General features: G+C 42.0%; 20 protein-coding genes and 2 riboswitches. Of the genes, 2 read left to right on the top strand and 18 right to left on the bottom strand.

Annotation, left to right across the window (positions count from 1 at the left end):
• Positions 1–334: 334 nt before the first annotated feature.
• From licT to BrL25_RS16450, 9 genes are all read right to left on the bottom strand, one after another.
• A complete protein-coding gene (gene licT / locus BrL25_RS16490) occupies positions 335–1,168 on the bottom strand; it encodes a BglG family transcription antiterminator LicT (RefSeq protein WP_018672819.1) in 834 nt (277 codons plus the stop codon).
• 160 nt (positions 1,169–1,328) lie between these two features.
• The gene (locus BrL25_RS16485; protein WP_018672820.1) at positions 1,329–3,092 is read right to left on the bottom strand and encodes an FTR1 family iron permease; all 1,764 of its coding nucleotides are present in this window, start codon (positions 3,090–3,092) and stop codon (positions 1,329–1,331) included.
• A 34-nt stretch (positions 3,093–3,126) separates the two neighbouring features.
• Positions 3,127–4,443 carry an iron uptake transporter deferrochelatase/peroxidase subunit gene (gene efeB / locus BrL25_RS16480; protein WP_018672821.1) on the bottom strand — a complete coding sequence of 439 codons (1,317 nt, stop codon included), beginning with the start codon at positions 4,441–4,443 and terminating at the stop codon, positions 3,127–3,129.
• Positions 4,444–4,449: 6 nt separating this feature from the next.
• Complete coding sequence (gene efeO, locus BrL25_RS16475; RefSeq protein WP_018672822.1) at positions 4,450–5,316, bottom strand: iron uptake system protein EfeO; 867 nt, start codon at positions 5,314–5,316, stop codon at positions 4,450–4,452.
• A 143-nt stretch (positions 5,317–5,459) separates the two neighbouring features.
• Positions 5,460–5,840 carry a hypothetical protein gene (locus BrL25_RS16470; RefSeq protein ID WP_018672823.1) on the bottom strand — a complete coding sequence of 127 codons (381 nt, stop codon included), beginning with the start codon at positions 5,838–5,840 and terminating at the stop codon, positions 5,460–5,462.
• 118 nt (positions 5,841–5,958) lie between these two features.
• Positions 5,959–9,756 (bottom strand): S8 family serine peptidase, encoded by a 3,798-nt coding sequence (locus tag BrL25_RS16465; protein ID WP_018672824.1) that lies wholly within the window; start codon positions 9,754–9,756, stop codon positions 5,959–5,961.
• Positions 9,757–9,956: 200 nt separating this feature from the next.
• A complete protein-coding gene (gene sdhB, locus BrL25_RS16460) occupies positions 9,957–10,706 on the bottom strand; it encodes a succinate dehydrogenase iron-sulfur subunit (RefSeq protein WP_018672825.1) in 750 nt (249 codons plus the stop codon).
• A gap of 2 nt (positions 10,707–10,708) precedes the next feature.
• On the bottom strand, positions 10,709–12,472 hold the full coding sequence (gene sdhA / locus BrL25_RS16455; protein WP_018672826.1) for a succinate dehydrogenase flavoprotein subunit: 1,764 nt from the start codon (positions 12,470–12,472) through the stop codon (positions 10,709–10,711).
• 18 nt (positions 12,473–12,490) lie between these two features.
• Positions 12,491–13,102, bottom strand: coding sequence for a succinate dehydrogenase cytochrome b558 subunit (locus tag BrL25_RS16450; protein WP_018672827.1), 612 nt, complete (start codon positions 13,100–13,102; stop codon positions 12,491–12,493).
• A gap of 513 nt (positions 13,103–13,615) precedes the next feature.
• Here BrL25_RS16450 and BrL25_RS16440 point away from each other — a divergent pair.
• The gene (locus BrL25_RS16440) at positions 13,616–14,095 is read left to right on the top strand and encodes a DUF2507 domain-containing protein (protein ID WP_018672828.1); all 480 of its coding nucleotides are present in this window, start codon (positions 13,616–13,618) and stop codon (positions 14,093–14,095) included.
• Positions 14,096–14,204: 109 nt separating this feature from the next.
• Here BrL25_RS16440 and metX read toward each other — a convergent pair whose 3' ends face one another.
• The 3 genes from metX to BrL25_RS16425 all read right to left on the bottom strand — a co-directional run bounded on the left by metX (position 14,205) and on the right by BrL25_RS16425 (position 17,819).
• Complete coding sequence (gene metX, locus BrL25_RS16435) at positions 14,205–15,305, bottom strand: homoserine O-acetyltransferase MetX (protein ID WP_018672829.1); 1,101 nt, start codon at positions 15,303–15,305, stop codon at positions 14,205–14,207.
• A 104-nt stretch (positions 15,306–15,409) separates the two neighbouring features.
• A riboswitch (SAM riboswitch) is annotated at positions 15,410–15,520 on the bottom strand.
• 59 nt (positions 15,521–15,579) lie between these two features.
• Complete coding sequence (locus tag BrL25_RS16430) at positions 15,580–16,392, bottom strand: GNAT family N-acetyltransferase (protein ID WP_018672830.1); 813 nt, start codon at positions 16,390–16,392, stop codon at positions 15,580–15,582.
• 188 nt (positions 16,393–16,580) lie between these two features.
• Positions 16,581–17,819: an aspartate kinase gene (locus BrL25_RS16425; protein ID WP_018672831.1), complete on the bottom strand. Its 1,239-nt coding sequence runs from the start codon at positions 17,817–17,819 to the stop codon at positions 16,581–16,583.
• Between the two features lie 207 nt (positions 17,820–18,026).
• Positions 18,027–18,217: riboswitch (Lysine riboswitch) on the bottom strand.
• Positions 18,218–18,381: 164 nt separating this feature from the next.
• On the opposite strand from BrL25_RS16425, the gene BrL25_RS16420 reads away from it, so the two are divergent.
• Positions 18,382–19,371, top strand: a complete 990-nt coding sequence (locus tag BrL25_RS16420; RefSeq protein ID WP_018672832.1) for an SDR family oxidoreductase — start codon at positions 18,382–18,384, stop codon at positions 19,369–19,371.
• Positions 19,372–19,373: 2 nt separating this feature from the next.
• Here BrL25_RS16420 and uvrC read toward each other — a convergent pair whose 3' ends face one another.
• The 6 genes from uvrC to BrL25_RS16390 all read right to left on the bottom strand — a co-directional run bounded on the left by uvrC (position 19,374) and on the right by BrL25_RS16390 (position 25,434).
• Positions 19,374–21,101, bottom strand: a complete 1,728-nt coding sequence (gene uvrC / locus BrL25_RS16415) for an excinuclease ABC subunit UvrC (RefSeq protein ID WP_051088603.1) — start codon at positions 21,099–21,101, stop codon at positions 19,374–19,376.
• 294 nt (positions 21,102–21,395) lie between these two features.
• Positions 21,396–21,710 carry a thioredoxin gene (gene trxA, locus BrL25_RS16410; RefSeq protein WP_018672834.1) on the bottom strand — a complete coding sequence of 105 codons (315 nt, stop codon included), beginning with the start codon at positions 21,708–21,710 and terminating at the stop codon, positions 21,396–21,398.
• Positions 21,711–21,872: 162 nt separating this feature from the next.
• A complete protein-coding gene (locus tag BrL25_RS16405; RefSeq protein ID WP_018672835.1) occupies positions 21,873–22,727 on the bottom strand; it encodes an MBL fold metallo-hydrolase in 855 nt (284 codons plus the stop codon).
• Positions 22,728–22,900: 173 nt separating this feature from the next.
• Positions 22,901–23,863, bottom strand: a complete 963-nt coding sequence (locus tag BrL25_RS16400) for an electron transfer flavoprotein subunit alpha/FixB family protein (RefSeq protein ID WP_018672836.1) — start codon at positions 23,861–23,863, stop codon at positions 22,901–22,903.
• A gap of 14 nt (positions 23,864–23,877) precedes the next feature.
• Entirely contained in the window at positions 23,878–24,645 is a 768-nt protein-coding gene (locus BrL25_RS16395) for an electron transfer flavoprotein subunit beta/FixA family protein (protein ID WP_018672837.1), read from the bottom strand.
• A gap of 12 nt (positions 24,646–24,657) precedes the next feature.
• Complete coding sequence (locus BrL25_RS16390; RefSeq protein ID WP_018672838.1) at positions 24,658–25,434, bottom strand: enoyl-CoA hydratase; 777 nt, start codon at positions 25,432–25,434, stop codon at positions 24,658–24,660.
• Positions 25,435–25,527: the final 93 nt, after the last annotated feature.

Raw genomic sequence — 25,527 nt, 5'->3', positions numbered from 1 at the left:
TCCTTTTCCTAACATGACTGAGATAAAGGCAATGCACTTGTTCAAATGGGCCCAATTGATCAAAAGATTCACATCATCTCATAAAAAAAACCCAAACATCTACCCATGTATCGACAACATAGTCGCACATGAATAAACATTTAGGTTTTGCCTGGCTTACAGTAACAATCCTAGTAGTATGAAATTTAAAAAAACCTAAATCGCTGTCCACATAAATGAACAACCATTTAGGTTTTGCCTGCTTAACCAGTAACAATCCTAATCAATAAGAACTTGTCTTATGAAGTTACTTATAAAATATCATGCTCTTTTATAAATGTCAACGCTTTCATTCTTACTTTTTATTTACCACTCGATGAATGTGGATTGTTAGATAAAGCACTTCCTCATTCGTCAACTCATGCTTATATTCCTTAGAAATGTATCGCTTGATCTTCTTCGTACACTCATAAGCTTCCTTATACTTGCTCTTAACCATCTCATATAAGAAATCATCGCTACTCTCCATGTGAGCTTCCTTGCACAGGCGTTGAGCAAAAAACTTTAAATGTGTGATAAACCGATAATAATGCAACGATTCCTCGTCCACTTCGATATTGAAATGATATTTAACGATATTTAAAATCTCCTGCATCACCTTCGTAATGGTAACAATCGTTGGCATTTCTTCATTTAGTTCAGCATTTACAATGTGTAAAGCAATAAACCCGGCCTCATCATCAGGCAATGTAACTCCCAATTTCTGATTGATCTGTTTGATTGCCTTTTGTCCAACTGAAAATTCATCTTGATACAACCTTTTGATCTCCCAAAGCAATGCATTTTTAATATCTAATCCGTCCCTGTTTCGCTGAATAGCAAAATAAATATGATCAGTAAGGGAAACGTAAATGCTTTCATTTAACTTTTTGCCCAAGCTCATTTTTGCATAAGTAATGATTTCTTCTGAGATTTCCATATACTCCATCGGAATTTCATAAAGCAACGTTTTAAACTTCTCGGAGATATCCTTATTTTCTAATGTGAAAATTTTCTCGATCTTTTCTTCTTCAACTGTATCACCTGGTCGCTTCTGAAAGGCAATCCCTCTGCCCATTATAACCAGTTCTTTCTTTTGATCGTTGTATACGCTGATCACATTGTTGTTAATAACCTTGGCTATTTTCATGCTAATGATCCTCCCTTAGGCTGAAACAAATGCTTATCAGAATCGCTCCTAATCTTTTTTTGATCGTACCTTTCTTTTCAAACGAGGTCAATGGAAAATGAATAGTGAGAAAAAAGCCCGATCACCATACTGATCGGACTCTTTCTTTATCTTATTGCACTTATGCAGGAATCACGGGTTTTTTAGCTCGTTTGTGGGTCCAAATAAACACCCCAAGCACAATTATCAATAAAATACCTTGTGACAGCACTGTTTCCATGGTTGGAAATAACCCAATTCCTTCCCACAACGGCACCTGACTTATTGGATGGACAGGCAAGGATTTGGTGATTTGTAATGCATGTACACTGACTCCAACAATCTTGAAAGCTAGCGCATAGATAACAACTGTGGCCGTCGTAAAGAATAATCGAATCGGCAGTTTTACACTGTAACGAATAAGTACAAACCCAACAACCACTAAGATAGCTAGCGCTAGGGCAATTCCCGCTAGCAATTCTTTCATCGTAATGGATGGAGCCAACCCGATATAGAAAATAACTGTTTCGGCGCCTTCACGGAAGATCGCTAGAAAACTAACGGTTGCCATGGCCCATAGTCCGCCCTTAGCAACTGCTGATTCTACCTGACCTTTAAGATAGACATTCCAATTTTGAATGTTGGATTTATTGTGTAACCAGTTCCCTACCAGCACCATCATTACAACAGCCGCAATTCCGAAAACTCCTTCTAAATATTCACGGCTAGCACCTGCTGTCGCTTGTGAAAAGAATATCTGGATACCAACAGCCAACAAACCACTACATATAATTCCGACACCCACACCTGCCCAAATCCATTTTTGTTGATGGGCGTGGTTTGTTTTTTTCAAAAAGGAGAGTAAGGCTGCCACGATTATTAAAGCCTCAAATCCTTCACGTAATAAAATCACCGCAGCATCCCACATATGATAAGAGCCACTTGACACATATGGAGCCAGATCAATCTGTAGCTGAGCCAATCGATCAGTTGCCTGTGAAGTCTTAGGAACCTTAGAGCTAAGTTCACTGATAGCTAGTGGAATTTCATTCTCTACTTTTGCATATAAGCTAGGTGCCCTCGTCATAATCTCACCTTCGACCAGTGGCCAAATCGTTAAAAATTGATTTAGGGTATCAATAGCAGTAGCATTATCATTGGCCCCTATAGCAGAGATTGAGGTCGAAAGCAAATCTAACAAGCTCTGAACAGAGTATGTCCCTTCTGCTGGGGCTTCTCCACTTGTTTTCCCATCTAAAAATGCTTGAATAGACTGGTGAAGTCCATCCATTTTTTCAGCTACCTTTTTCAAATCTAATGGTTCGGCATTTAACGCAATGCGTACAAAAGCCATTTGTTTCTCAATATCACCGTATGCCATGATACTTTTGTTTCGAACAATTAATTCGGCTCTCGTCCAATTTCTATCCAAGGATTGATAGGCCTTAAGCATCTCTGGTTGGCTTTGTTGGTTTACATCTTTTTGCCATTTTTCCAGCTGAGCTAGTACATCTTTTAGCTTCTGTTGATTTTCCTCTTTTTTTGGAGGGGCTATCGTTTCTTCGTAAGTTCTTAAGGATTTGGACAACTGCTGTAGACCAGCATAAATTGCCTTATCGTCCTTCGTCTCTTTCTGTAACTCTGCCTGCACGTACGCGATGGCGTTGTCCACCTCTTTTGCTTGTGGAATATCCGTTCTCTCTTTCGCCCATTCCCCTGCAAAAGTGGTGATTGTTGTCTCTACATGAGCCCAATCTTGCTCCTTCAGCTTCAAGAAAGCATCAGACATCGTGACAAAGAGACGATCTGTCGCTTCTGTAGCCCAGACCGGCATACTTGCCGCTACCAAAAAAGCAGCCACCATCAACATGGCCATGATACGCTGTTTACTCTTAGAAAACCACATGGGGCTCACAACTCCTACTCCTTATAGATCTACGTTACCGGAACAAGCCCTCACCTATATAGCTTCCCTTTTTTACCCCAGGGAAGCAAGCAAACAAACCACTTCCGCGATGAACAATATACTCGTTTAATTTATCATTCTTCGCCAAACGGTGCTGCATAGGGATAAATTGTTTAATCGGGTCTCTCTGGTAGCATAAAAACAGTAGACCAGCGTTGAGAGTTCCCGTTTTGCCATCCATACCATCTGCATATGAATAGGATCTGCGTAAAATTTTGATGGAACCATCTCCATGCGCAATTCTGGCATGGGACACATCTGGTAATTTCTCTGGCTGTAGTGGTTCAAACTCGTCTGTCCCTCCTAAAGGGGCACCACTAGCTCGATGTCGACCAAATGTCAGTTCTTGATCACTCAAATTGGTTCGATCCCAAACTTCAAGACGCATCTGAATGCGGCGATAAACCATATAGGAACCGCCTACCATCCAATCTGGTCCGTCATTAGGCTGTACCCAAACATGTTGATTAAGCTGTGCTGGGTCTTTCACATTAGGATTGCCTGTGCCATCTTTAAAACCAAACAGATTACGCACCGTTTCACCCTTTACATCAGCCTGCTTGGTACGTTGGAAACCCGCTTGGTTCCAACGCATGGTAGCGACACCTCTCGCTCGTCTTATGAGATTGCGCAACGCATGAAACGCCACCTGTTGATCATCTGCACATACCTGTACAACAATATCTCCACCCATCCATTCCGGCTGAAGAGCATCCTGTGCGAAATGTGGTAGTTCGATTAAAGCTTGCGGACGTTTCGCTTTAATCCCAAAACGATCTATACCGTCCTTCACAAAAAACTGAGCGCTTACGCCAAACGTAATGGTAAGCTGGGAAGCAGCAAGTCCTTCTGCTTCCCCCGTATCCACCGGAGGGAGATACTGACTTGTCTTCGTATCCTCCACTGGCAGACCTTGTGTCATGTTTTCTGTAGCTTTTGTCCAATTTTTAAAAAGGGCTATTACATCAGAGCGTTTGGTTGTAACTAAGTCAAAGGCTGCTACATATACAAAGTTTTGAACCTCTGTAGTAATGCCTGCCTGATATTCCCCGTAAAAGGGGACAATATCATCTTTCATACTACCTGATTTGTTTTTTGTCTTGGCCGAGTCACCTTGCAAATGGTTAGCTGCAGCAATGACACCGCCCATTCCACTTGCTCCAACTAAAAGTCCAAGTCCTCCAACCCCTACCATTTTAAGCATGTCTCGGCGAGAAAGCTTCGTCTCATTCTGATCAGAAGTTGTGTTCTGCTGTTGCTCGTGGTGTTTTTTCTCACGTTCTTCTTTCATAAATGCCTATCCCTCCAGCACAACACCAATTTTAGACAGTGGCTCGGCTAGTGCATCAATCGCTTGGCTAAGTTTTTTGACTTGATCTGGTTTTAGTTCGGTATAAGAAGCATACTCTTCACCTTGTTTGAAAGGTGCTAATAGTCCAAATACATCATCAAAGCGCTTTTTGATCTCATCTGATACTTTCTGATCCCTTGTTACCAAGGCAGGTTGAAGTAGCTCATAAATTTTTTGCGCCCCTTCTACATTGGCAGCAAAGTCATACAAGTCGGTGTGAGAGTAGCGCTCCTCTTCACCTGTTACCTTGGAGGATGATACCTCGTTTAACAAATCAACCGCACCTGTCACTAAAAGCTCTGGTATTACTTCTACTGTTTCCACTTTGGCACGCAATAACTTCACATCATTAAGCAACTGATCAGCCACTTTTTCATAGCCTTTTGTCGTTTTGTCTACCCATAGTCCTTGCTCTATCTTATGGAAGCCGCCCCATTCTTCTTTTGGTACGTCACCGTCACGAGCGTCAATTTTAGGGTCCAAGTCTCCCAAGGATTCTGCAATTGGTTCAATGCGCTCGTAGTACATGCGAGACGGAGCGTATAATTTCTTCGCTGTTTCCAAATCTCCTGTTTTTACAGCAGTAACGAATTTTTCAGTAGAAACCACAAATTGATCGATTTGATCAATAGAATATGTTCGATATGCTTCAGTTACACTTTTTAAAGCATCCTTTTTTTCTTCTACCTTTTGTGTAGCATCTGTTTGGGCAACCGGCTTATCTGCCTGTGTTGGCTGGGATTGTTGCGTGCATCCAAGAAGTGATGCACTCACTACAAATATTGTTGATAGAGTAAAAATAGACTTTTTCATGAAGAACTCCCCTTAATTGTTAGAAATAGAAATAAGTTCGTACCACATTATAATACGAATGATAATCATTATCAATAGATTTTTTACTTCCATTTTCAAAGTCCCGTAGCAGCGATTACGCCCGAGTAATAGCAGGGATCTTCTTAGAATGACATGATGAAATAAGGAAAGGAAGGGAATAAGCTTCTAATAGACTCATGCTCCTGTGTTGCATAAATCGCTACTGTTTTTCGCAAATCAAGAATTGGAACAGCTATTTCATGTTTACTTAATTGCCATATAGGAGTAGGTAACGAGCGGAAGGAAAAGACGACATTCCCAAAGCGACGACACTCTCGTAAGCAAGTGTCTTGTGAATACTCCTTACTCTCTTCTAACAAATGAATGGGTTCAAGACCAAACTGCTCAATCAAATGCATCCTGTCAGCTAAGTCCTTGCCATGTTTATAGGGAGCTGTCCGTCTTGGTGACAGGATTGGATAATGTTCAATGACATATTTCTCATGAATGCCATGATAAAACAAAAGCCTCACCTCTTTGTTATGAAAGAAAGAGCGACCATGATTTTGATGGTCACTCTTTTTTGATGGTATAAAAAGCATCCATTTATTCTTGCAGATTAGGCTTTATGCGTTGTGATTGTCATTTACTTCCCGTCACAATAGCCTGAGCCTTTGTCTCACGCCCTAAAAGATCGTGTGCCACTACCGTGATCGTCACTCTTCCTTCTTTTATCCGTGGGATTTCTAACAGAAAATCTCCTTGATCGCTTACATCACCATATAGGCGCTGATCACCATAGTAAAAGGATAGTTCTGTATTAGATTGCTTAACGACCCGCCCTCTCACCTGAAGGGTAGAGCCTGCTGTATCGTTATAGCTAGGTTTCGCGAAGCCCACAGAAAGAGGCTTAGCAGGAAGAGCCTTGTACGTAATACGTTTTTGATCCTGCATCACAACCACTGATCCTATCGTTGCGTCCGCATAGCATATAACAGCTTGGGTCGTCAGATTCTTCGCTTCGTCCATTGCCTCAACCAAAATTTTATTCTCACCATGCTTGAGAGCTATCTGATGCGAAAAGTATTTCTGAACAGGCTTCTCAATCTGATCCTCTTCCCAGCTTGCAATAATTTCACCATTAATTTTTATTCTTCCTTTGTAATTCATATCACGATACATCCAGCGAAGAGGAACCACGATCTTTTTGCTGGTAGCGTCAAACATAATATCCTCGTTACCATCGTTAACAAATTGCAAGACAGGTGGTGTTTTATCCACGATGATACGTTGCGTAAATTCACGGGTGTTACCAAACGCGTCTGTCACTTTATAGGGCACATATTGTATCCCCTCTGGCAAGTCTAGTACAGTCTGAAATCGACCGTCTTGCTCCACTTTCACAGATTGTTCTCTAATGGTCAGCTTAACCCGATTCATCATATCTTCACCCGTTACCGTACCACGAATAGCCACATGATTTTGATTGCTAACCATGATTTGTTGAAAGATCTGATCAGGAAACTCGATGCCCGGTGGTGTCATATCACTTTGTCCATTGATATGAGTATAGGAAGTGTTACCAGCGTAATCATAGGCAACCAGCGTCATTTTTTTGTGTGGCTGGCTAACTACTGTTTGCGTAATAGTCGGTGCATAGGGTCCCCCTGTTTTTTTCCCGTCTACATACAGCAGATAACCCTGAATATCCTTATCTTTCGTCTGCCACTGAAGTTTATTTTTATTTAGCTGTGCCGTGATTTGTGGCGCTTGGCGATCCACACGAACAGGTAGCGTAAGGGTCTGCCATTTTGCGTGAATCCCATCATTTTTGGCACGGATGACAAATCGATATGCTCCATCAGGCGCCGGTATATAGGCCCCTTTATCTGAGGAATAAATCATTCCGTCCCAAGCCCACTCTTCTTTCTCTGTAAAGAAAAAGGAATCACCTTTTTTAGACTGGTCAAATTTATTTACTTTAGCATCTTTGACAAGAGATCGAACAACTTTACCTGTTGTATCTGTAACATTAATAGAAAGCTCACGCGCATTACGTAAGAATGTAATGGATGGTGCTGCCTTGTCGTAATGACCATCTCCATTGGGTGAAAAAGCAATATGGTCTGGGTTGATTAAAACATGGCCATTCTCATCTACACCATTTACACCTAACGCATCTCGAAAACGCCATTTGTCGCTTTCTTTATCGTGATACCATGTTGTTTTTACACTGGTCAGCTTTTCCTGACTCTCAGCGCTCCACATGGGAGCATCCATGATTCTAGGTTCATTCCACTCTCCATAAAAACCATAGTAAGGAACTCGTAGAGCAGGTACATGAGCTTGTTTGGGTGTAAATAGCAAGTATCCTTCTACAAACATTTGTTTAGGAGCGGTCTTTGGCACAGTTATGGTCACCTGAACTTCTTGTTTTTGACCTGGAGCTACTGTGACGCTTGGAGTTTGGAATTGAACCTTGGCTCCAGGCAATCGAGTTCCCTTCATACTAAAGTAGCCATTCTCTATCTGGTCGGTTAACACACCGAATTCATCGCTTAGTGTATACGTAATTGGCTCTTTGCCGAATTTGTTAGAAAGTCTGAGGCTAAACGTTCGTTTCTCACCGATTTGACCTAGGGATACACCTGCTTTTCCCTCTTTATTAGTAATAACGACAGGAGTTTTCGCTGCTTTAACCACCTGCATGATTCCTGCCCCCTGCACACGAGGAGAATAAGGAGTAGGTGGGAGCTTTTCGTCTTTTGTCTTAGATGAAATAGGACGACGTGGATCAAGTACGGGCTGAGCTGTGTTCATGGCTACCGCTTTTAGGGTTTCAACCAGCTCTCGTCCTTCTAAACCATATCCTTGCTTTTTATAATACTGCTTTAGTAAGGCCATCGCTCCTGCAACGTGCGGGGTTGCCATTGATGTACCACTTTTCACTCCATATCCGTCATGCGAAACGGTAGATAAAATTCCACCACCAGGTGCGGATATCTCCGGTTTAAATTGTAAATCTGGTGTAGGTCCCCAAGAGGTAAAGGACGAGATCGTTCCACCTTCTGGATATGGCAATTCATTTTGTGCAAATTGGCCATCAAAGGTAATTTTTACCTTTTTTCCTTTTTTTAATTTTGTTGCCATAACCTCGCCCATTGATTTTAAAATAGAAGCACTTGGTATATTTTTACTCTCATTGCCACTCATCAAAAAAGGGCCTGCTTGATTGTTATAAATAAGAGCTCCAGCTGCACCGGCTTCCTTTGCTAGACGTAGCTTTTCATCAAACGTTATATCCCCACGCTCAATTAAAACTACTTTATTTTTGACACTAACATTGTAATCCTCTTTCTTCCCTTTCCCGACATATGCCATTTCATGTGACTGTGATAAATACTGTTCGGGTTGTAGTGCACTACCGCTTACTGGAATTCCTGTCAAATAGACCACTCTCGGTAGCTGATCTACTCCCTCAAGTGCAAAACTATTGCCAGCAAAAGTAGTGGCGTTAACAGATGCAACGCTAAACGCATCTGGAGCCAATCCTGGTGTCCCGATCATTGCGTAATCCGGATTGGTTCGTTTCACTTTATCACTACCAAAATAAGAATCATTGCCAGCTGCTGCGACAACGATAACACCACTATCGACAGCATTTCTGACTGCATACTGTTCCGTATTGGTTTCATCTACATATCCAGCAGAAGACCCCAGACTAAGATTGATTACATCCGCCTTTTTGGCAATAGAATCTGTCATCGCAAATAAGATGGATTCACTAAGACCAGAAATACTACCTTGATAATTGCTAAAAACCTTTTCGCTAAGCAGTTGAGCTTCGGGTGCAACCCCTTTTACCTTGCCATTTCCAGCTACAATTCCGGCTACATGAACACCATGCTGAGATTCCCCTACGTCTTGAGTTATTTGATTGCGATCGGCCCAATTGTATCCGGTAATGACCTTTTGTGTTGTTCCAGCCTTTTGTTTTGCTGCATTTTTATCATGGGGTGCTGGAAAATCAGGATGTTTATGATTAATACCTGTATCCACAATGGAAATCAGCATCCCTTCCCCTTTTACCCCTAACTCCTGCCAAGCTCTATCTGCCTCTATCATAGACAAAGTAGATTTTCCAGCTTTAGACACCGATTCCCCTTTAATCACATGCTTTAAGGCATTCCATTCGTTTGCTTGGTTCTGAAACATGCTAAAAAGATTGCCCGGGGAATGACCGACTGTTTTTTTGGGGAAAGAAGCCTTGGTTGCCTCCTGAATATCTTTTTGAATTTGCTCACGTGAAATAATTTGCTGCGTGTTATCAATCGTCTTGTGGTTATGTAAAACGGTATCTGCTCCAACGTAACTGACCGGATAATATAGCAACGGTACAACTGCACCCGCACAAAACACTTTGATCATTTGTTTCTTCATACGCAGCCCCCTCCTGGTGAAAATTCTTCATGTAGTATCTTCATCAGTTTGCCAAAGGAAGCTTATGGGTATACACCACTACCAATACAAGGGGGGAGAAAGCATACTACCAATTTTTGCAAAAAAGAAAAAAAGCCCTCTCACGTAAAGAAGGCTTTTTTGAAGTGACGTCGTATAAAATGTAAGTAGTTATCTTGTTCTTACGAGAAGAAGAAGGATTTAATGGCATGCTTCGTTGTTTCTTTGTTCATATGAGCAATTGAAGTAGTCAGTGGAATGCCTTTCGGGCAAGACTGTACGCAGTTTTGCGAGTTACCGCAGTAGCTAATTCCACCCTCGTCCATCAAGGACTCTAAACGTTCATGCTTGTTCATTTTTCCTGTTGGATGCTCATTAAATAAACGTACCTGGGAAATGGCAAACGCCCCAATAAATGGTGATTTATCATTTACATTCGGGCATGCTTCTAAACACACACCGCAAGTCATACATTTAGATAATTCGTATGCCCATTGGCGATCTACTTCCGCCATTCTTGGTCCCGGTCCTAAATCATGAGTTCCGTCGATAGGAATCCATGCTTTAACCCGTTTTAAAGCATCGAACATACGACTGCGATCTACAGTTAAGTCACGCTGTACAGAGAACGTTTTCATTGGCTCAATACGCACTGGTTGTTCCAATTTATCAATCAGAGCAGAACAGGCTTGGCGTGGTTTTCCGTTAATTACCATTGAGCAAGCACCGCATACCTCTTCTAGACAGTTGGATTCCCAAATGACAGGTTTTGTCTTCTGTCCTTGAGAGTTAACTGGGTTGCGTTGAATCTCCATTAACGCTGAAATAACGTTCATATTTGGACGATATGGAATTTTAAACTCTTCCTTATAAGGCGTGGAATCAGGTGTGTCTTGTCGGGTAACGATCAGATGGATTAAACGATCAGCCATGATCATTTCCCTCCTTTTTTATCACTGGTATAGTCACGCTTACGTGGTTTGATTAAAGAGACGTCAATATCTTCATAATAGATTTCTGGCGCAGTTGTTTCTGGGTTATACTTCGCCATTGTCGTTTTCATGAAGTGTTCGTCATCACGCTCAGGGAAATCAGGCTTGTAGTGTGCGCCGCGACTTTCATCACGTTTCAAGGCACTGATTGTAATAGCACGCCCTAGAACAAGCATGTTCCACAAATGACGTGTAAACTGTGCTCCAGAGTTACTCCATTGTTGCGTATCTTGAATGTTGATGTTTTTGTAGCGCTCTATGAGCTCCAAAATCTTATCATCTGTTTTTTGCAATCGATCGTTGTAGCGAACCACTGTTACGTTATCAGTCATCCACTCGCCCAACTCTTTATGGATCACGTACGCATTTTCTGTACCATCCATTTTTAAGATGTTGTCGTATTTATCTTGTTCCTGCTTCGCATAGCTGTCAAACAAGCCACTTGGAAGATCATCTGAAAGCTTATCCAATGAGTTGATATAATTGATTGCATTTGGCCCAGCAACCATCCCACCATAAATAGCAGATAACAGAGAGTTCGCACCCAAACGGTTACCACCATGTTGAGAATAATCGCACTCACCTGCAGCAAATAGGCCTGGGATATTCGTCATTTGGTTGTAATCTACCCACATACCACCCATGGAATAGTGAACAGCTGGGAATATGCGCATTGGTACTTTACGTGGATCTTCACCAACGAATTTTTCATAAATTTCAATGATACCGCCCAGTTTTACATCCAATTCTTTTGGATCCTTATGGGACAGGTCTAAATACACCATGTTTTCGCCATTGATACCCAATTTCATATCTACACAGACATGGAAAATTTCGCGAGTCGCAATATCACGCGGTACGAGGTTTCCGTACGCAGGATATTTTTCTTCTAGGAAGTACCATGGTTTACCGTCTTTATACGTCCAAATACGTCCGCCTTCACCACGAGCTGATTCAGACATGAGGCGTAGTTTGTCATCACCAGGAATAGCTGTTGGATGAATTTGGATGAATTCGCCGTTTGCATAAATGACACCTTGTTGATACAACGCAGATGCTGCTGTACCAGTGTTAATGATAGAGTTAGTAGATTTACCAAAGATAATACCAGGTCCACCAGTCGCCATGATAACTGCATCCGCATGGAAGGCTTTAATTTCACCTGAACGCATGCTTTGTGCAGTTATCCCACGACAGACACCAGCATCATCAAGAACAGCCCCCAGAAAATCCCAGTACTCATATTTTTTCACAAGTCCTTCCGCCTCATAACGGCGTACTTGCTCATCTAATGCATATAATAATTGTTGGCCTGTTGTGGCTCCAGCAAATGCAGTACGGTGATGCTTCGTTCCCCCAAAGCGACGGAAGTCTAGCAGACCTTCTGGAGTACGGTTGAACATAACTCCCATACGGTCTAGCATATAAATGATACCAGGTGCAGCATCACACATTGCTTTTACTGGTGGTTGGTTTGCTAGGAAGTCACCGCCATAAATCGTGTCATCAAAGTGTTCCCAAGTAGAGTCGCCTTCCCCTTTGGTATTAACAGCTCCGTTAATACCACCCTGAGCACAGACAGAGTGAGAGCGCTTAACCGGAACTAGGGAAAAAAGTTCTACGGCTACCCCTTTTTCTGCTGCTTTAATTGTCGCCATAAGTCCAGCCAAGCCACCGCCGACAATAATTAATTTACCCTTCGCCATGTTTTATTCCCCCTTCTCTTACACGAATGCAAATACGGCACGCAAGCCTACGTAGGATAATGCTACGAACAGGATCATGGTGAAATAAGTTGCCATACGTTGTGAACGTGGCCCTACTGTAATGCCCCAATGCACTAAGAACGACCATACACCATTGCAAAGGTGGAACACAGCGGATAGAACTCCCACAGCGTAAAACGCTATCATTACTGGGTTAGTAAAAATATCATGCATGAGGTCATAGTTAATTTCGGCGGTACCAAGAGCTTTGGCAATACGAGTTTGCCACACATGCCACGCTACGAAAATCAGCGTGAAAACACCTGTAATACGCTGCCAGAGATACATTTGATTACGGAAAAATGAGTAGTTGCCATTGTTAGGTTTTGCTTGAAATGCAAGATATAGACCGTAAATGGCGTGAAACAACAGCGGGAGATAAATGAATGCAAATTCCATAAACAATAAGAACGGTGCCTTTTCAATTAGACCAACCGCTTCGTTAAATGCTTCCGGCCCTTTGGTTGCTTGAAAGTTCGCCGTTAAATGGAACAGTAAAAACAACCCGATCGGAAACAACCCGAGTAGAGTGTGAAGCTTGTGCAAAGCGAAGTTTTTCTTACTTGCCATGCCTGGGTCCCCCCTTCATTGATGTGTGGAAAATGTTATCTTACAATACCTATGCTTTAACCCTGTAGGTTTCAGCAAGACACATGTTCCGCTCCGCTTCCACTTTGGAAGAACATCCTCTATGCACGAAGAACCAGTCTCTCAATAGGAATAACAAAATGTTTCCAGTTTGCGAAATGGTTTCAAAAGTCTGTCAATCCAACGCATAAAAAGCCGCGGGCGCAAACGAGTTGTGTCCAAATAAAGAATAAAGATTGGAAATTATGTGACCAAAACAATTGTACTCCTACCTTTTAGTAGCGTCAAGCAATTGAATAGACTTAATACATTCTTAGATTAATTGTAATCTATAACAATCCTATCTTTTATTATTATTTATACTTATTATGACCACGTAGCTATCGATATACTCTCTCTTCCCCTTCATTTACTCCTATCAATTTCTTAGTCTTAGCATAAATGTTTTTTTGCTTCATAGAATAGAAATCATGCACAAAAGGAGGACGAGCTACAATGAGACAAGCTACTGATGTCTTACAACAACTTTTACCTACGTTTTCACCACATGATCGTCAGCGCATGCAACAAATGAACATGCCCTTTGCCGGTCATCTCTTTTTTCGAAATGTAGTCACACAGGAATTATTGGGAGATTGCGAAGGTCCCATTCTTTATTGGATGGGAAAAGAGATAGGGGAGACCTATCATATACATGCAGCAGAGGATCTGATATTAGCCTTCATCCAACTTGGCTTAGGAAAGCTTGAACTAATCTCTTGTACAGCTAAACAGATTGAGTATCTACTGACACATCCCCATCTTACCATGCAGACGACAAACCGATTAGAACGTACCCTACAGTTTGAAACAGGCTTTCTTGCCGGATCTATTGGTAACTGGTTAGAACGTGAGACAAATGCCACACTCACTCTCCTGGAAAAGGACAAAAAAAAAGAACCAACTGCACATATTCAGGTTGTTATCTCAGGGTAACAACCTGTTTTTACGTGCAAGCTCTTATATCCGCATAAAACAGCTACTAGTAATCATTATCGTTGTTGCCTATCTATCTTCTACCTACTTTTTTGAGCAGAGAAGCTGGTTATCCAATTAATTGTGATGTTTGTTGACCTTTTACTGTCACAGGAAAATAAGGCCCTAGCAGTTGAGCCATTTTGTCTATTTCAACTAAAAAACCATCATGCCCAAATACAGAGTCAATCGCAAAAAAATCAACGTTTTTCCCCTGTCTCTTTAATGTAGAGGATAGCCAAAGCTGATGGGGAATTGGATACAATAAATCATTGGAAATAGCTATACAGACCACCTTTGCATCGATGCGTGTCAGTGCGTTTTCAATTCCATCTCTTCCTCTACCGATATCGTGTGTATCCATTGCTTTTAGCAGATAGAGGTAGCTATTTGCATCAAACCGTTGCACAAGTTTATCTCCTTGATAACGTAAATAGCTCTCCACTTCAAAAGTGGTCTCCACTAAGTCGGCATGCACGGTGCCTTGATGAGCCCTACCAAATCGCTCTTCAAATAATTCAGCTGTCCGGTATGTAATCATGCCGACCATACGCGCCGTTGATAATCCGCGAATTGGGCCTTGATTCGGATAATAATGACCATTATTCCAATCAGGATCATTGCAGATCGCTTGCCTTGCCACATCATTATAAGCGATGGCCATAGCAGATAACTGTGCGCAGGTAGCAACTGGCACCACCAAATCCATCATCTGTGGGTATTCAACTGCCCACTCATAAACTTGCATCCCACCCATCGAACCACCTATGACCGCATAAAGATGCGGGATACCCAACTGCTCGATGAGCTTATATTGAGCCCGCACCATATCCCGGATGGTCACAACAGGAAAATGAGTCGCATATGGCTCTCCAGTCTCCCTATTCATACTTGCAGGACCTGTTGTTCCGTAGCAACCACCTAGTACGTTTGCGCAAATCACGTAATAGAAATTGGTATCAATCGCTTTCCCTGGCCCAATCAATCCATCCCACCAGCCTGACTTTTCACCATCACCTACAACTTGACTGTCTCCCGTTAATGCATGACACACCAAAATTGCATTCGATTGCTCAGAGTTGTACGTACCGCTTGTCGTATATCCGATTTCCACTTGACGGAGCACCTCGCCACATTCCAACTCTAGGTCGTGAATCGTTGCTTTTTTCAATACAATTCCTCCTATTTCCACTTGATGCCCTAAAGCGCAGGTACATATGTGCTAAAAAACCCCTCTTCCGGAGAAGAGGGGTTTGATCGTATCGACTAGACCCGCTCTTATCTGCCAGACTACTTCATGCGTGCCTGCTGGATTTAGCACCTCTCCGCTTCTTGCGGGGTTGCCGGGTTTCTTCGGGCCAGTCCCTCCACCACTCTTGATAAGAGATTTCTATATAATTTTGTTTATCATACTTCTCTGAGTAAGAATTGTCAATCTATTTCAACTAAAAGGATTCTTCTCTTTTTATTTGATACATCGTCCACATTCCAATGTCTTGAAAGCCCAAACGTTTATAAATAGCTCCAGCTGCCGGATTATCGTAAAACAAACATAGATTTCGCCCTTCCGCCAAAACATCCCTGCACAGTGCTACCATACAGGCACTAGCATAGCCACGCTTGCGATAGTTTGTACGAGTACAAACACCAACGATCATCGCGGCCGTCGAACACTCGGCTGTTGTTGAGGCACAGGCTACCGTTTCTGTGTTCATCTCTACATAATAGGTTCTCCCTGTACCGCTTTCCAACGTATGGCGCAACGTTTCCTCTGCATCAGCAGATGTTCCAAATTCTTCAATTTGATTACGTAAATTCACGATTTTTTTTAATTCACGAACCGTGGCTTTTTTCACCTCAAATTTATTGATTTCATCCTTAGGCAATTGTGAGTCGTCCACTAATTCTGCAAAATATGTAGTTTTGATCACGTGCTTCGGCAGATAGCTTGCAAAGGCCTGCAAACAATCTTGTTTTCCTGATAAAACCTCCAGCTTCTTGTCAGCTAGTAGAATTTCACTGAAACCTTTGAGATCAAAGCTAGCCGGAGCATAAAAAACATATGCATGATAATATCGCAGTAGTACCGCAGAGAGCTTTGTCTGGTCATCTGCTGACCATTCTCCCCATAATTCTTGAAAATGGGTGGAGAAGCCAAAATTTTCAACATCACCAATAAGAAATAAGTTCAAGCTTCTCTCTTTTGCTACCAAGTCGATAAATGCTTCTCGATCTGCTTCTGTTAGTTTTCGTATCATTTGGTATTTCCCCCTCCAAAAGTTTTTCTCTCCATTATTTGAAAATAGGTATTACTTGTCAAGAGAAAACAGAATAAACCACGTAAAGCCTGGTGGAAGTCTCTCCACCAAGCTTCATGATAAATCCAACCCTATCCCTATTCATCCATCTTAAACAATTCTAAATCCTGTTTTGTATATCTGGAGAATTAAGCATGCACAACAGCATCTGAAGTAACATCCAATCCAAACGCCGTGTGCAATGTAGCTACAGCTTGCGACACTTTATCTGCTGGAATGACGCAAGATACCTTAATATCGGAGGTAGATACCATCCGAATGAGAATATCCTGACTGGACAAATGACTAAACATATCGGCTGCAACGCCCGGATTCGTAATCATACCAGCTCCTACAATTGAGACCTTTGCTAAACCAGATTCATATTCCACATGCTCAAAGCCTAACTCCTCCTGATGAGCTTCCAATGTCTCCAGCGTTCTATGTAAATCCTCAGCGGAGATCGTAAAGGAAACATTATTGGCTTTGTCATGATAGGTACTTTGAATAATAATATCTACATTAATAGAAGCGTCCGCCAATGCTTTAAATAAGGAAGATAGCATGCCTACTTTTACAGGCATCCCAATAACCGTTATAGATGCCACATCTTTATCGTGAGCAATTCCGCTAATTACTTTGCCTAATTCCATGTTTGTCTCCTCCTCAACCAATGTTCCTTCTTCTTCTGTAAAGCTGGAGCGAACCACAAGACGAACTCGATATTTTTTTGCACTTTCCACAGAACGCGGATGTAATACGCCAGCTCCTAGAGTTGCTAATTCTAGCATTTCATCATATGAAATGGAGCTTAATCTTTGTGCACGAGAAACGATGCGCGGATCGGCTGTAAATACCCCTGATACATCTGTATAGATTTCGCAACATGTAGCCTGTAGACTAGCCGCGATTGTTACCGCTGTCGTATCAGACCCGCCCCGTCCCAATGTCGTAATTTCTCCGTTTTCGCTAGCTCCTTGAAAACCTGCTACGATGACAATTTTGCCTTGCTGTAATTCTTGCTCAATCCGTTGGCTGTTAATCGTACTAATGCGAGCCTTACCATGTTTCTCCTCAGTTAAAATACCAGCCTGCCAGCCTGTCATGGACACAGCTTCGTACCCTCTACTCTGTAGTGCCATACTAAGTAGGGCAATGGAGACCTGTTCGCCTGTTGCGAGTAGCATATCCATTTCACGAGCAGGTGGGTTCTCATGTAATTCCTTTGCTAAATCCACCAGCACATCTGTTGTTTTTCCCATAGCAGATACCACAACCACCATGGCATGCCCGGCATCTTTATAGCGGATAATTCTCTCCGCTACTTTTTGAATACGCTCCGCAGAACCTACGGACGTTCCCCCATATTTTTGCACCACAATTTCCATTTCGAATCTCTCCTCTGGTATATTCTTCTAGTTTGGATCATATGCCTTCCTTAGTTCATCTATCATGAAAGTATTTTATTAATAATTGAATCGCAAAAAAGGCAACGACAAGGAAATACCTAGTCGTTGCCCTAACTGGACATACACGGTCCCTCCTTCCCCTGATTCACGGAATTGCCAAAGCAAATAATAATAGCTTTAGCAGCCCGGTGAGATAGCTCTCCATTTGCATGACGGGTATGACATACAAATGACAGTCTTACGCTTATTTAACGTAAGCCCAGCATGCACCGCTTGGGTATCGCGTGCACACTTCGGCAAATTCCCCTTTCCCAGCTCCATCATAGATTCCCATATCTCCGGAAGGTACTCTTGGTTTTTGCGCCTCTACCTCACTCCTGTATAGGGAAGTGAGGTTGTTTCTTATGAGATTATTCAGAATTATATCACGTTACTTTATTAGTTACAATTCTTTTTAAAAAAATATAAAAAGATATTCACGTGATACAATGAGTAAAGTTTTTCGTTCTCTTTTTAAAAGGAACATGAAAGGAGGCTTCCTATGAAGTGTAATTACCCGTTGCAGAACTCTGGCTCTAACACAGGGACAGCCGATCAGCTATCCAAGCCTCAGTTGCAGAAGCAGACTAGAACACATACACACAATAAAACTCCTTCCCCTGTACATTTGAAGTCGAAATCCACCTCGTCTGTTGTTCTTATCACTGGTTGCTCAAGCGGTTTTGGGAAGCAAATTAGTGTAGCTCTTGCTGAAGCTGGTTATCAAGTAATCGCAACGATGCGTGATATAACCAAAAAAGAGCCTCTTCTTCAAGAGGCATCAGCCCGAAACATTGGAGATCGTTTACACATTCTCCCCTTAGATGTTACTAACCAAGATAGTATCACACAGGCCATTGACGATACGCTCCGACTATTTGGCAAGATAGATGTACTAATTAACAACGCTGGATATGCAACCGGTGGTTTTACTGAAGAAATACCACTAGAGGAATGGCGAAGACAGTTTGAGACGAACTTTTTTGGAGCAGTAGCCACTACTCAAGCAGTTTTAAAACACATGCGTGAGCGGAGGAGCGGTCTCATTATCAATATGAGCAGCATTAGTGGACAATTTGGATTTCCTATGCTTGGACCCTACACCGCCTCCAAACATGCACTAGAAGGCTTCAGTGAATCTCTACGCTTAGAAATGCTCCCATTCGGCGTCCAAGTTGTCCTGATCGAGCCTGGGTCTTATCGAACCGATATCTGGCAAAAAAGTGTAGATGCAGCAGCGCTCTCACCTGAGTCTCCCTACCATACCCTTTTAGTGTATTTACAACAGCAAGCCAAACACAACTCCACTCACTCCGGTGATCCAGAAGAAGTAGTTCAAACCGTATTACGTATCGTAAAAACTCCTGAACCGTCATTTCGTTATCCTGTTGGAAAAAGCGTCAAAAACTTATTATTTAGTAAAAAAATGCTCCCATGGAAATTCATAGAACTGATTGTAAAAAAGCAATTACATAAAATACTGAAGAAATGAGCTTATTTATCATCCTTCAATCCTCTTACATGCGTAATAATATCTCTTGCTAATTTGTCACCAATACCAAGCTGACGGAAATCTTCCACTGTTGCTTCGCGCATCTTTTTCAATGAACCAAAATGCTGAAACAACTTCTTACGTCGCTTCTCTCCTATACCTGGTATCTCATCTAATTGTGAAGAAAGCATTGTTTTGGAACGAGCCTGCCGATGAAAGGTGATGGCAAAGCGATGTACCTCATCTTGGACACGTTGCAACAGATAAAACTCATGGCTATCCCGCTTAAGCTCTACAGGCATGGGCGGGTCACCATAGAGTAACATCGCTGTTTTATGCTTTTCATCCTTAGCGAGCCCACAGACGGGAATGAACAACCCTAATTCATTTTCTAGCACATCCATAGCGGCACTGATTTGACCCTTGCCTCCATCAATAACAATTAGATTAGGTAATGGTTGATTTTCTTTTAACAGGCGAGAATATCTCCGCAAAATAACCTCTCGCATGGAGCCGTAATCATCAGGGCCCTCTACCGTTTTTATTTTATATTTCCGGTACTCTTTCTTGTCTGGTTTCCCATCAGTAAACACAACCATGGCCGACACAGGTTCGGTTCCTTGTATGTTAGAGTTATCAAAAGCCTCGATGCGATGAGGGGTGCCTATTCCCATAATGTTACCTAAATTATGGACAGCCTGCACTGTACGGGCATCATCTTTTGCTAATAAGGCAAATTTCTCTGCTAAGGAAATACGCGCATTCTCTTTTGCCATATCAATTAATTCATGCTTTTTCCCACGTTTTGGGGTTAATACTTTTACTCCTAGCCATTCAGAAATCAGCTCTGGTTCACTTTCTTCAGGTAGTAGAATTTCTTTTGGCAAAGCCTGCTGTTTATCAAAATAATACTGTGCAACAAACGACATGAAATCTTCTGTGGCATCTCCGTAAAAGGGAAACGAGCTAGTATCACGCTCGATTAGCTTACCTCCCCGCATATAGAAGACCTGTACGCACATCCAGCCTTTATCGGTATGAAAACCAAAGATATCACGGTCAACCGTATCAGTCAGTGTAATCTTTTGTTTCTCCATGACTGCTTCAATATTATGAATTTGGTCACGAAATTCTTTTGCCCGTTCAAACTCCATATTCTCTGCAGCCATCATCATTTTTTCCGTTAAGATTTCTTTCGTAGCCTTATGACCACCATCTAGGAATTTAGCGATCTCATCAACAATGCGTAGGTTCTCCGCCTTATCCACCTCGAACACACAGGGTGCCATACATTGATGCATGTGGTAATACAAGCATACCTGCTTTGGCATATTTTTGCATTTACGAAGCGGGTATAAACGATCCAATAGCTTCTTTACTTCCTGAGCAGCTGTCGCATTGGGATATGGTCCAAAATACTTCGCTTTATCCTTTAAAATGCGACGTGTGATCTCCAAACGCGGATGTGCCTCATTAGTAATTTTAATATATGGGTACGTCTTATCATCTTTTAATAAGATATTGTATCGAGGATCATATTTTTTTATCAGATTACACTCTAAAATAAGCGCCTCTATTGGACTAGAGACCACAATATATTCAAAATCAGCAATTTCATTTACTAGTAACTGAGTTTTTCCATCATGACTGCCAGTAAAATAGGAACGAACGCGATTTTTTAATACCTTAGCTTTTCCCACATAGATAATGTCGCCATTCGCATTTTTCATTAGATAACAGCCTGGCTTATCCGGCAATATCGCAAGTTTATCTTTTATTTGACTCACGTCGCGTTCTCCCTTCCTGAGTATGTAAAATTATTAATCTCATCCGAACCCGAAATGTCTTTTTTCCTACCCTTTATCCTAGCACACTTGTTCTCTTTTTCCTACTTATAAAGATTGGGATGGAAAACATATGGGAAGAGTGGAAAACAAAAAACCCGCACTCCTATTTAGGAGCCGGGCTTTTAGAACGAATGATGGTAACTTCCGCATCAAACGCACTTGATCTTACCAACGACCTTACAGATGTTTGTTGATTGTTTCCATCAAAGCATCTTTTGGTTTAAAACCAACCATTTTGTCCACAGGTTGACCGTCTTTGAAAAGAATCAAAGTCGGGATGGACATAACGCCAAATTTACCAGCAGATTCTGGATTGTCGTCAACATTCACTTTCACGATTTTCAGCTTTTCGCCGACTTCATTATCCATATCTTCAAGCACAGGAGCGATCATTTTGCAAGGTCCGCACCATGGAGCCCAAAAGTCTACCAATACTGTACCTTGTTCGATATCTTGTGCAAAAGATTGATCCGTCGCATTTGTAATAGCCATAGGATAAAATCCTCCTTTACTCTTAGAAAAATAACTTAAAGCCTTCTGAAAGTATATCATCTACAGCCAAAATTGACCATGACTCAAAATACTTTCATTATACTTTGAAAAAACAATTGCTATTCTTATCTTATCCTGCTACAAAATGGTTGAATCCATTCGTTACAGTTTCCCAAATCCATCAACAAAAAAACGAACGGTCTCTGTCTCATCCTCATTTAATTCTCTATGTAAGAGTGCAGTCATACCTTTACTGATTTTTTCTTGATTACCCTTGAACTTTTCTGTAAAAAAGGCTGTATTTTTTAATAGCAGAAGCTCTGCTTCAAACTCCTCTTTTGTTAAAGGAGCCTCTTGATGAGATAGAAAAATAATGTTCGCATCATATTTTTCAAGCTGTTCTACTAATTTTCGTGATTTCTCAACTGTGTAATTCCACTTTTTAGCATAGATATTCGGATATAGGCAATCACCTAGAAACAATACTTTTTCTTCAGGGATATAAATCAGACTTGAATCAGATGAATGATCTCCTCCCACATGTTCAATTACACAGCTTACCCCACCTAAATGAATTGTCATTCGACTATCAAATATAAGCTCAGGTAATCGCAGAGTGACATCTCGGTTCGTCCCCAGTTCCTTTTTTATTGCCTCTGCACAAAATGGTATTTCTATTCCTAGCTCAACACGCTTATCTAAAGCACAATCTGTCCAGGTTAGGTCCATTAGTTCTTTAATATATTGAAGTGTTTGGCTATGTGAAACGATCGGCATGTCCATTTCGTTTAAACCAAATACATGGTCCCAGTGCCAATGGGTAAGGACCAACCAGTCAGCTTTGATACCTTTTTCGCCTAACTGTTCTAGGAATATCTTCGCATGGTTAGAAGAATTACCCGCATCAATCAAAAGTGTTTTTTCATCTCCCACTATCGCTGCTAGAATGGGGCGATCCGTTTCCTGATAGGGGGGGACATATAAAATACGTTTTGAAATTTGTACAAGTTGCTGCAATCTCTCCCTCTCCTGACTCACTTGTTTTATAGTTCATTCGCAGCATACCATTCTTATTTGTTTCTTCATTAATTTTTTGACTTCGTTTTAATCTAAACCAAATTCCCGTCAAAAGCAAAAAACTACGGTTCTAACTAAGCAACCGTAGTCTATACACCCGCCCTTATTAAACTTTAGCCTACTACTACCTTTTTGAATTCTTCCGTTAGCAATGGCACCACTTCAAACAAGTCACCCACGATGCCATAGTCAGCTACTTGGAAAATAGGGGCTTCAGGATCTTTGTTGATAGCCACAATCACTTTGGAGTTTGACATTCCTGCCAAGTGTTGAATAGCCCCGGAAATTCCGCATGCGATATATAAATCAGGAGTTACCACTTTACCTGTTTGGCCGATTTGCAGTGCATAGTCGCAATAATCTGCGTCGCAAGCTCCACGTGAAGCACCAACTGCTGCTCCTAGAACCTCAGCTAGTTCTTCCAGCGGCTGGAAGCCGTCTTTACTCTTAACGCCACGGCCACCTGCGATAATTACTTTCGCTTCGGATAAATCTACTTTGCCAGACGTTTTGCGAACGACTTCTTTAATAATGCTACGTAAATCTTTTAGTTCTACGTCTACCGTGACCACTGTAGCAGATTGACCTGGCTTTGTTTCTCCCAAAGCAATATTATTCGGACGGATCGTTACGAAAACTTTATCACTGGAAAATATACGCTTTTGAAATGCTTTCCCTGCATAAATAGGTCGAGTAAAGACAGGACCCGCTTCAACACTAGTAACATCTGAGATCAGACCTAATCCTAATCGAGCAGCAACCCGTGGTGCGATATCACGTCCAATCGCTGTATGTCCTGCCACGATAGCGTCTGGATTCACCTCTTGAATTACCTTCACAAAAGCCTGTGCATATGCATCGGGAGCATATTGGTCTAATGTTTCATTTTTTACTGCATAAAGGCTAGTCGCTCCGTATTCACCCAGTGCATTGGCATATGTATCTGCATCGCTACCGAATGCAGCAGCTACTACTTCGCCACCCTCTGCTATGATCTGGGCGGCAGCCAATGCCTCCAAGGAAACGTTACGCAATTGATGATCACGTGCTTCAGTTAGTACGAGTACTTTTTTCATTTGGAAGTCCTCCCTTAGATCACTTTTGCTTCGTTACGCAGTAGTTGCACTAATTCAGCCACTTGGCTCGGAACATCACCTGACAAGATACGACCTGCTTCTTTCTTTTCTGGTACATATTGATATACGATCTCGGTCTTACTTGCTACATCTTCTGCTGTAAGCCCCAAATCATCTGCGGACAGACGATCGAACGGTTTCTTTTTCGCCTTCATGATACCTGGTAGTGATGGATAACGCGGCTCGTTAAGGCCTTGCTGCGCCGTAATAAGGACAGGTAGGGAGGTTTCTACTACCTCCATATCTCCTTCCACATCGCGTTCCACGCGGACAGTAGTACCATCAATGTCAATTTTAACCGCTGTTGAAACATGGTTGATAGATAGCTCTTCAGCTAAACGAGGACCACCTTGACCTGCACCCGAATCCACAGCCATTTGTCCACCTAAGATGAGATCGAATCCTTCTTTTTTGGCAACTGCGGCTAGTACCTTTGCTGTCGTATATTCATCACCAAATAACGATTCATCATCTACTAAAACTGCTCGATCAGCTCCCATAGCTAGAGCAGTACGCAATTCTTTTTCGGCTCCATCTTTGCCTAGGGTCATTACAATAACCTCGCCACCAAGGTCATCGCGTAGCTTGATTGCCTCTTCAATGGCATATTCGTCATAAGGATTAATAATCGTCTCCACACCATCATCACTAATGATACCGTCCTGAATAATGATCTTTTCTTCCGTGTCAAAGGTCTGCTTCATCGCAACTAAGATTTTCATGGTTGAACCCTCCTATCGATTGGAAAATTGCGGTTTGCGCTTTTCAAGAAAAGCAGTCACGCCTTCTTTCATATCTTCAGTAGTGAATACCTGACCAAATAATTCAGCTTCACGCTTCGTTCCAGCAGATAAACCCAGTTCTACGCCACTGTGAATTGCATCCAGTGCGTATTTGACAGAAATCGCACCCTTTTCTGAAATTTTACGAGCTAGCTTTTTACTTTCTTCCAACAACTGTTCCACTGGATAAACAGCTTCTGCCAGACCGATAGCATGAGCTTCTTCACCATCGATCATATCGGAAGTCAGTATTAGTTGGGTAGCTTTTCCTCGTCCAATCAGACGCGGCAAACGTTGAGTACCACCGTATCCGGGGATTAGACCCAGATTAAGCTCAGGTAGCCCTAACTTCGCTTCCTTTGCTACATAACGGATGTGGCACGCCATAGCAAGCTCCAACCCGCCGCCGAGGCAAGCTCCATTTATTGCAGCAATGATAGGTTTAGAAAAAGTCTCCATTCGCAGAAACAATTGTTGTCCTCGCTCCGCCACCTGCTGTGGACTCTGTTCAGCCAATTCAGTAAATTCTTTAATGTCAGCACCTGCGATAAAAAAGCGGCCTTCGCCAGTAATAACAATGGCACTGACCTGATCATTTTGCTCCAAATCGTCTAAAACCTGAGCCAAACTGGTGAGTGTAACCTGATTTAACGCATTGGCTGGCGGATGGTTAATCGTCAATATAGCGATAGTTCCTTCTGTTACAAGCGTAAGATTTGGATACGACATGCTTTGTCCCCCTTTTACACCGAACGAGCGAATGAATGAGCGCCCGATCAGTTTTGTACAAAATAGAACCTAGGCAACATTGTATCAGAGGAA

This window comes from Brevibacillus laterosporus DSM 25, assembly GCF_002706795.1.
GTDB lineage: Bacteria > Bacillota > Bacilli > Brevibacillales > Brevibacillaceae > Brevibacillus_B > Brevibacillus_B laterosporus.
Note: the sequence above shows the minus strand (reverse complement) of the source record. Positions and strands in the feature narration are given on the sequence as shown.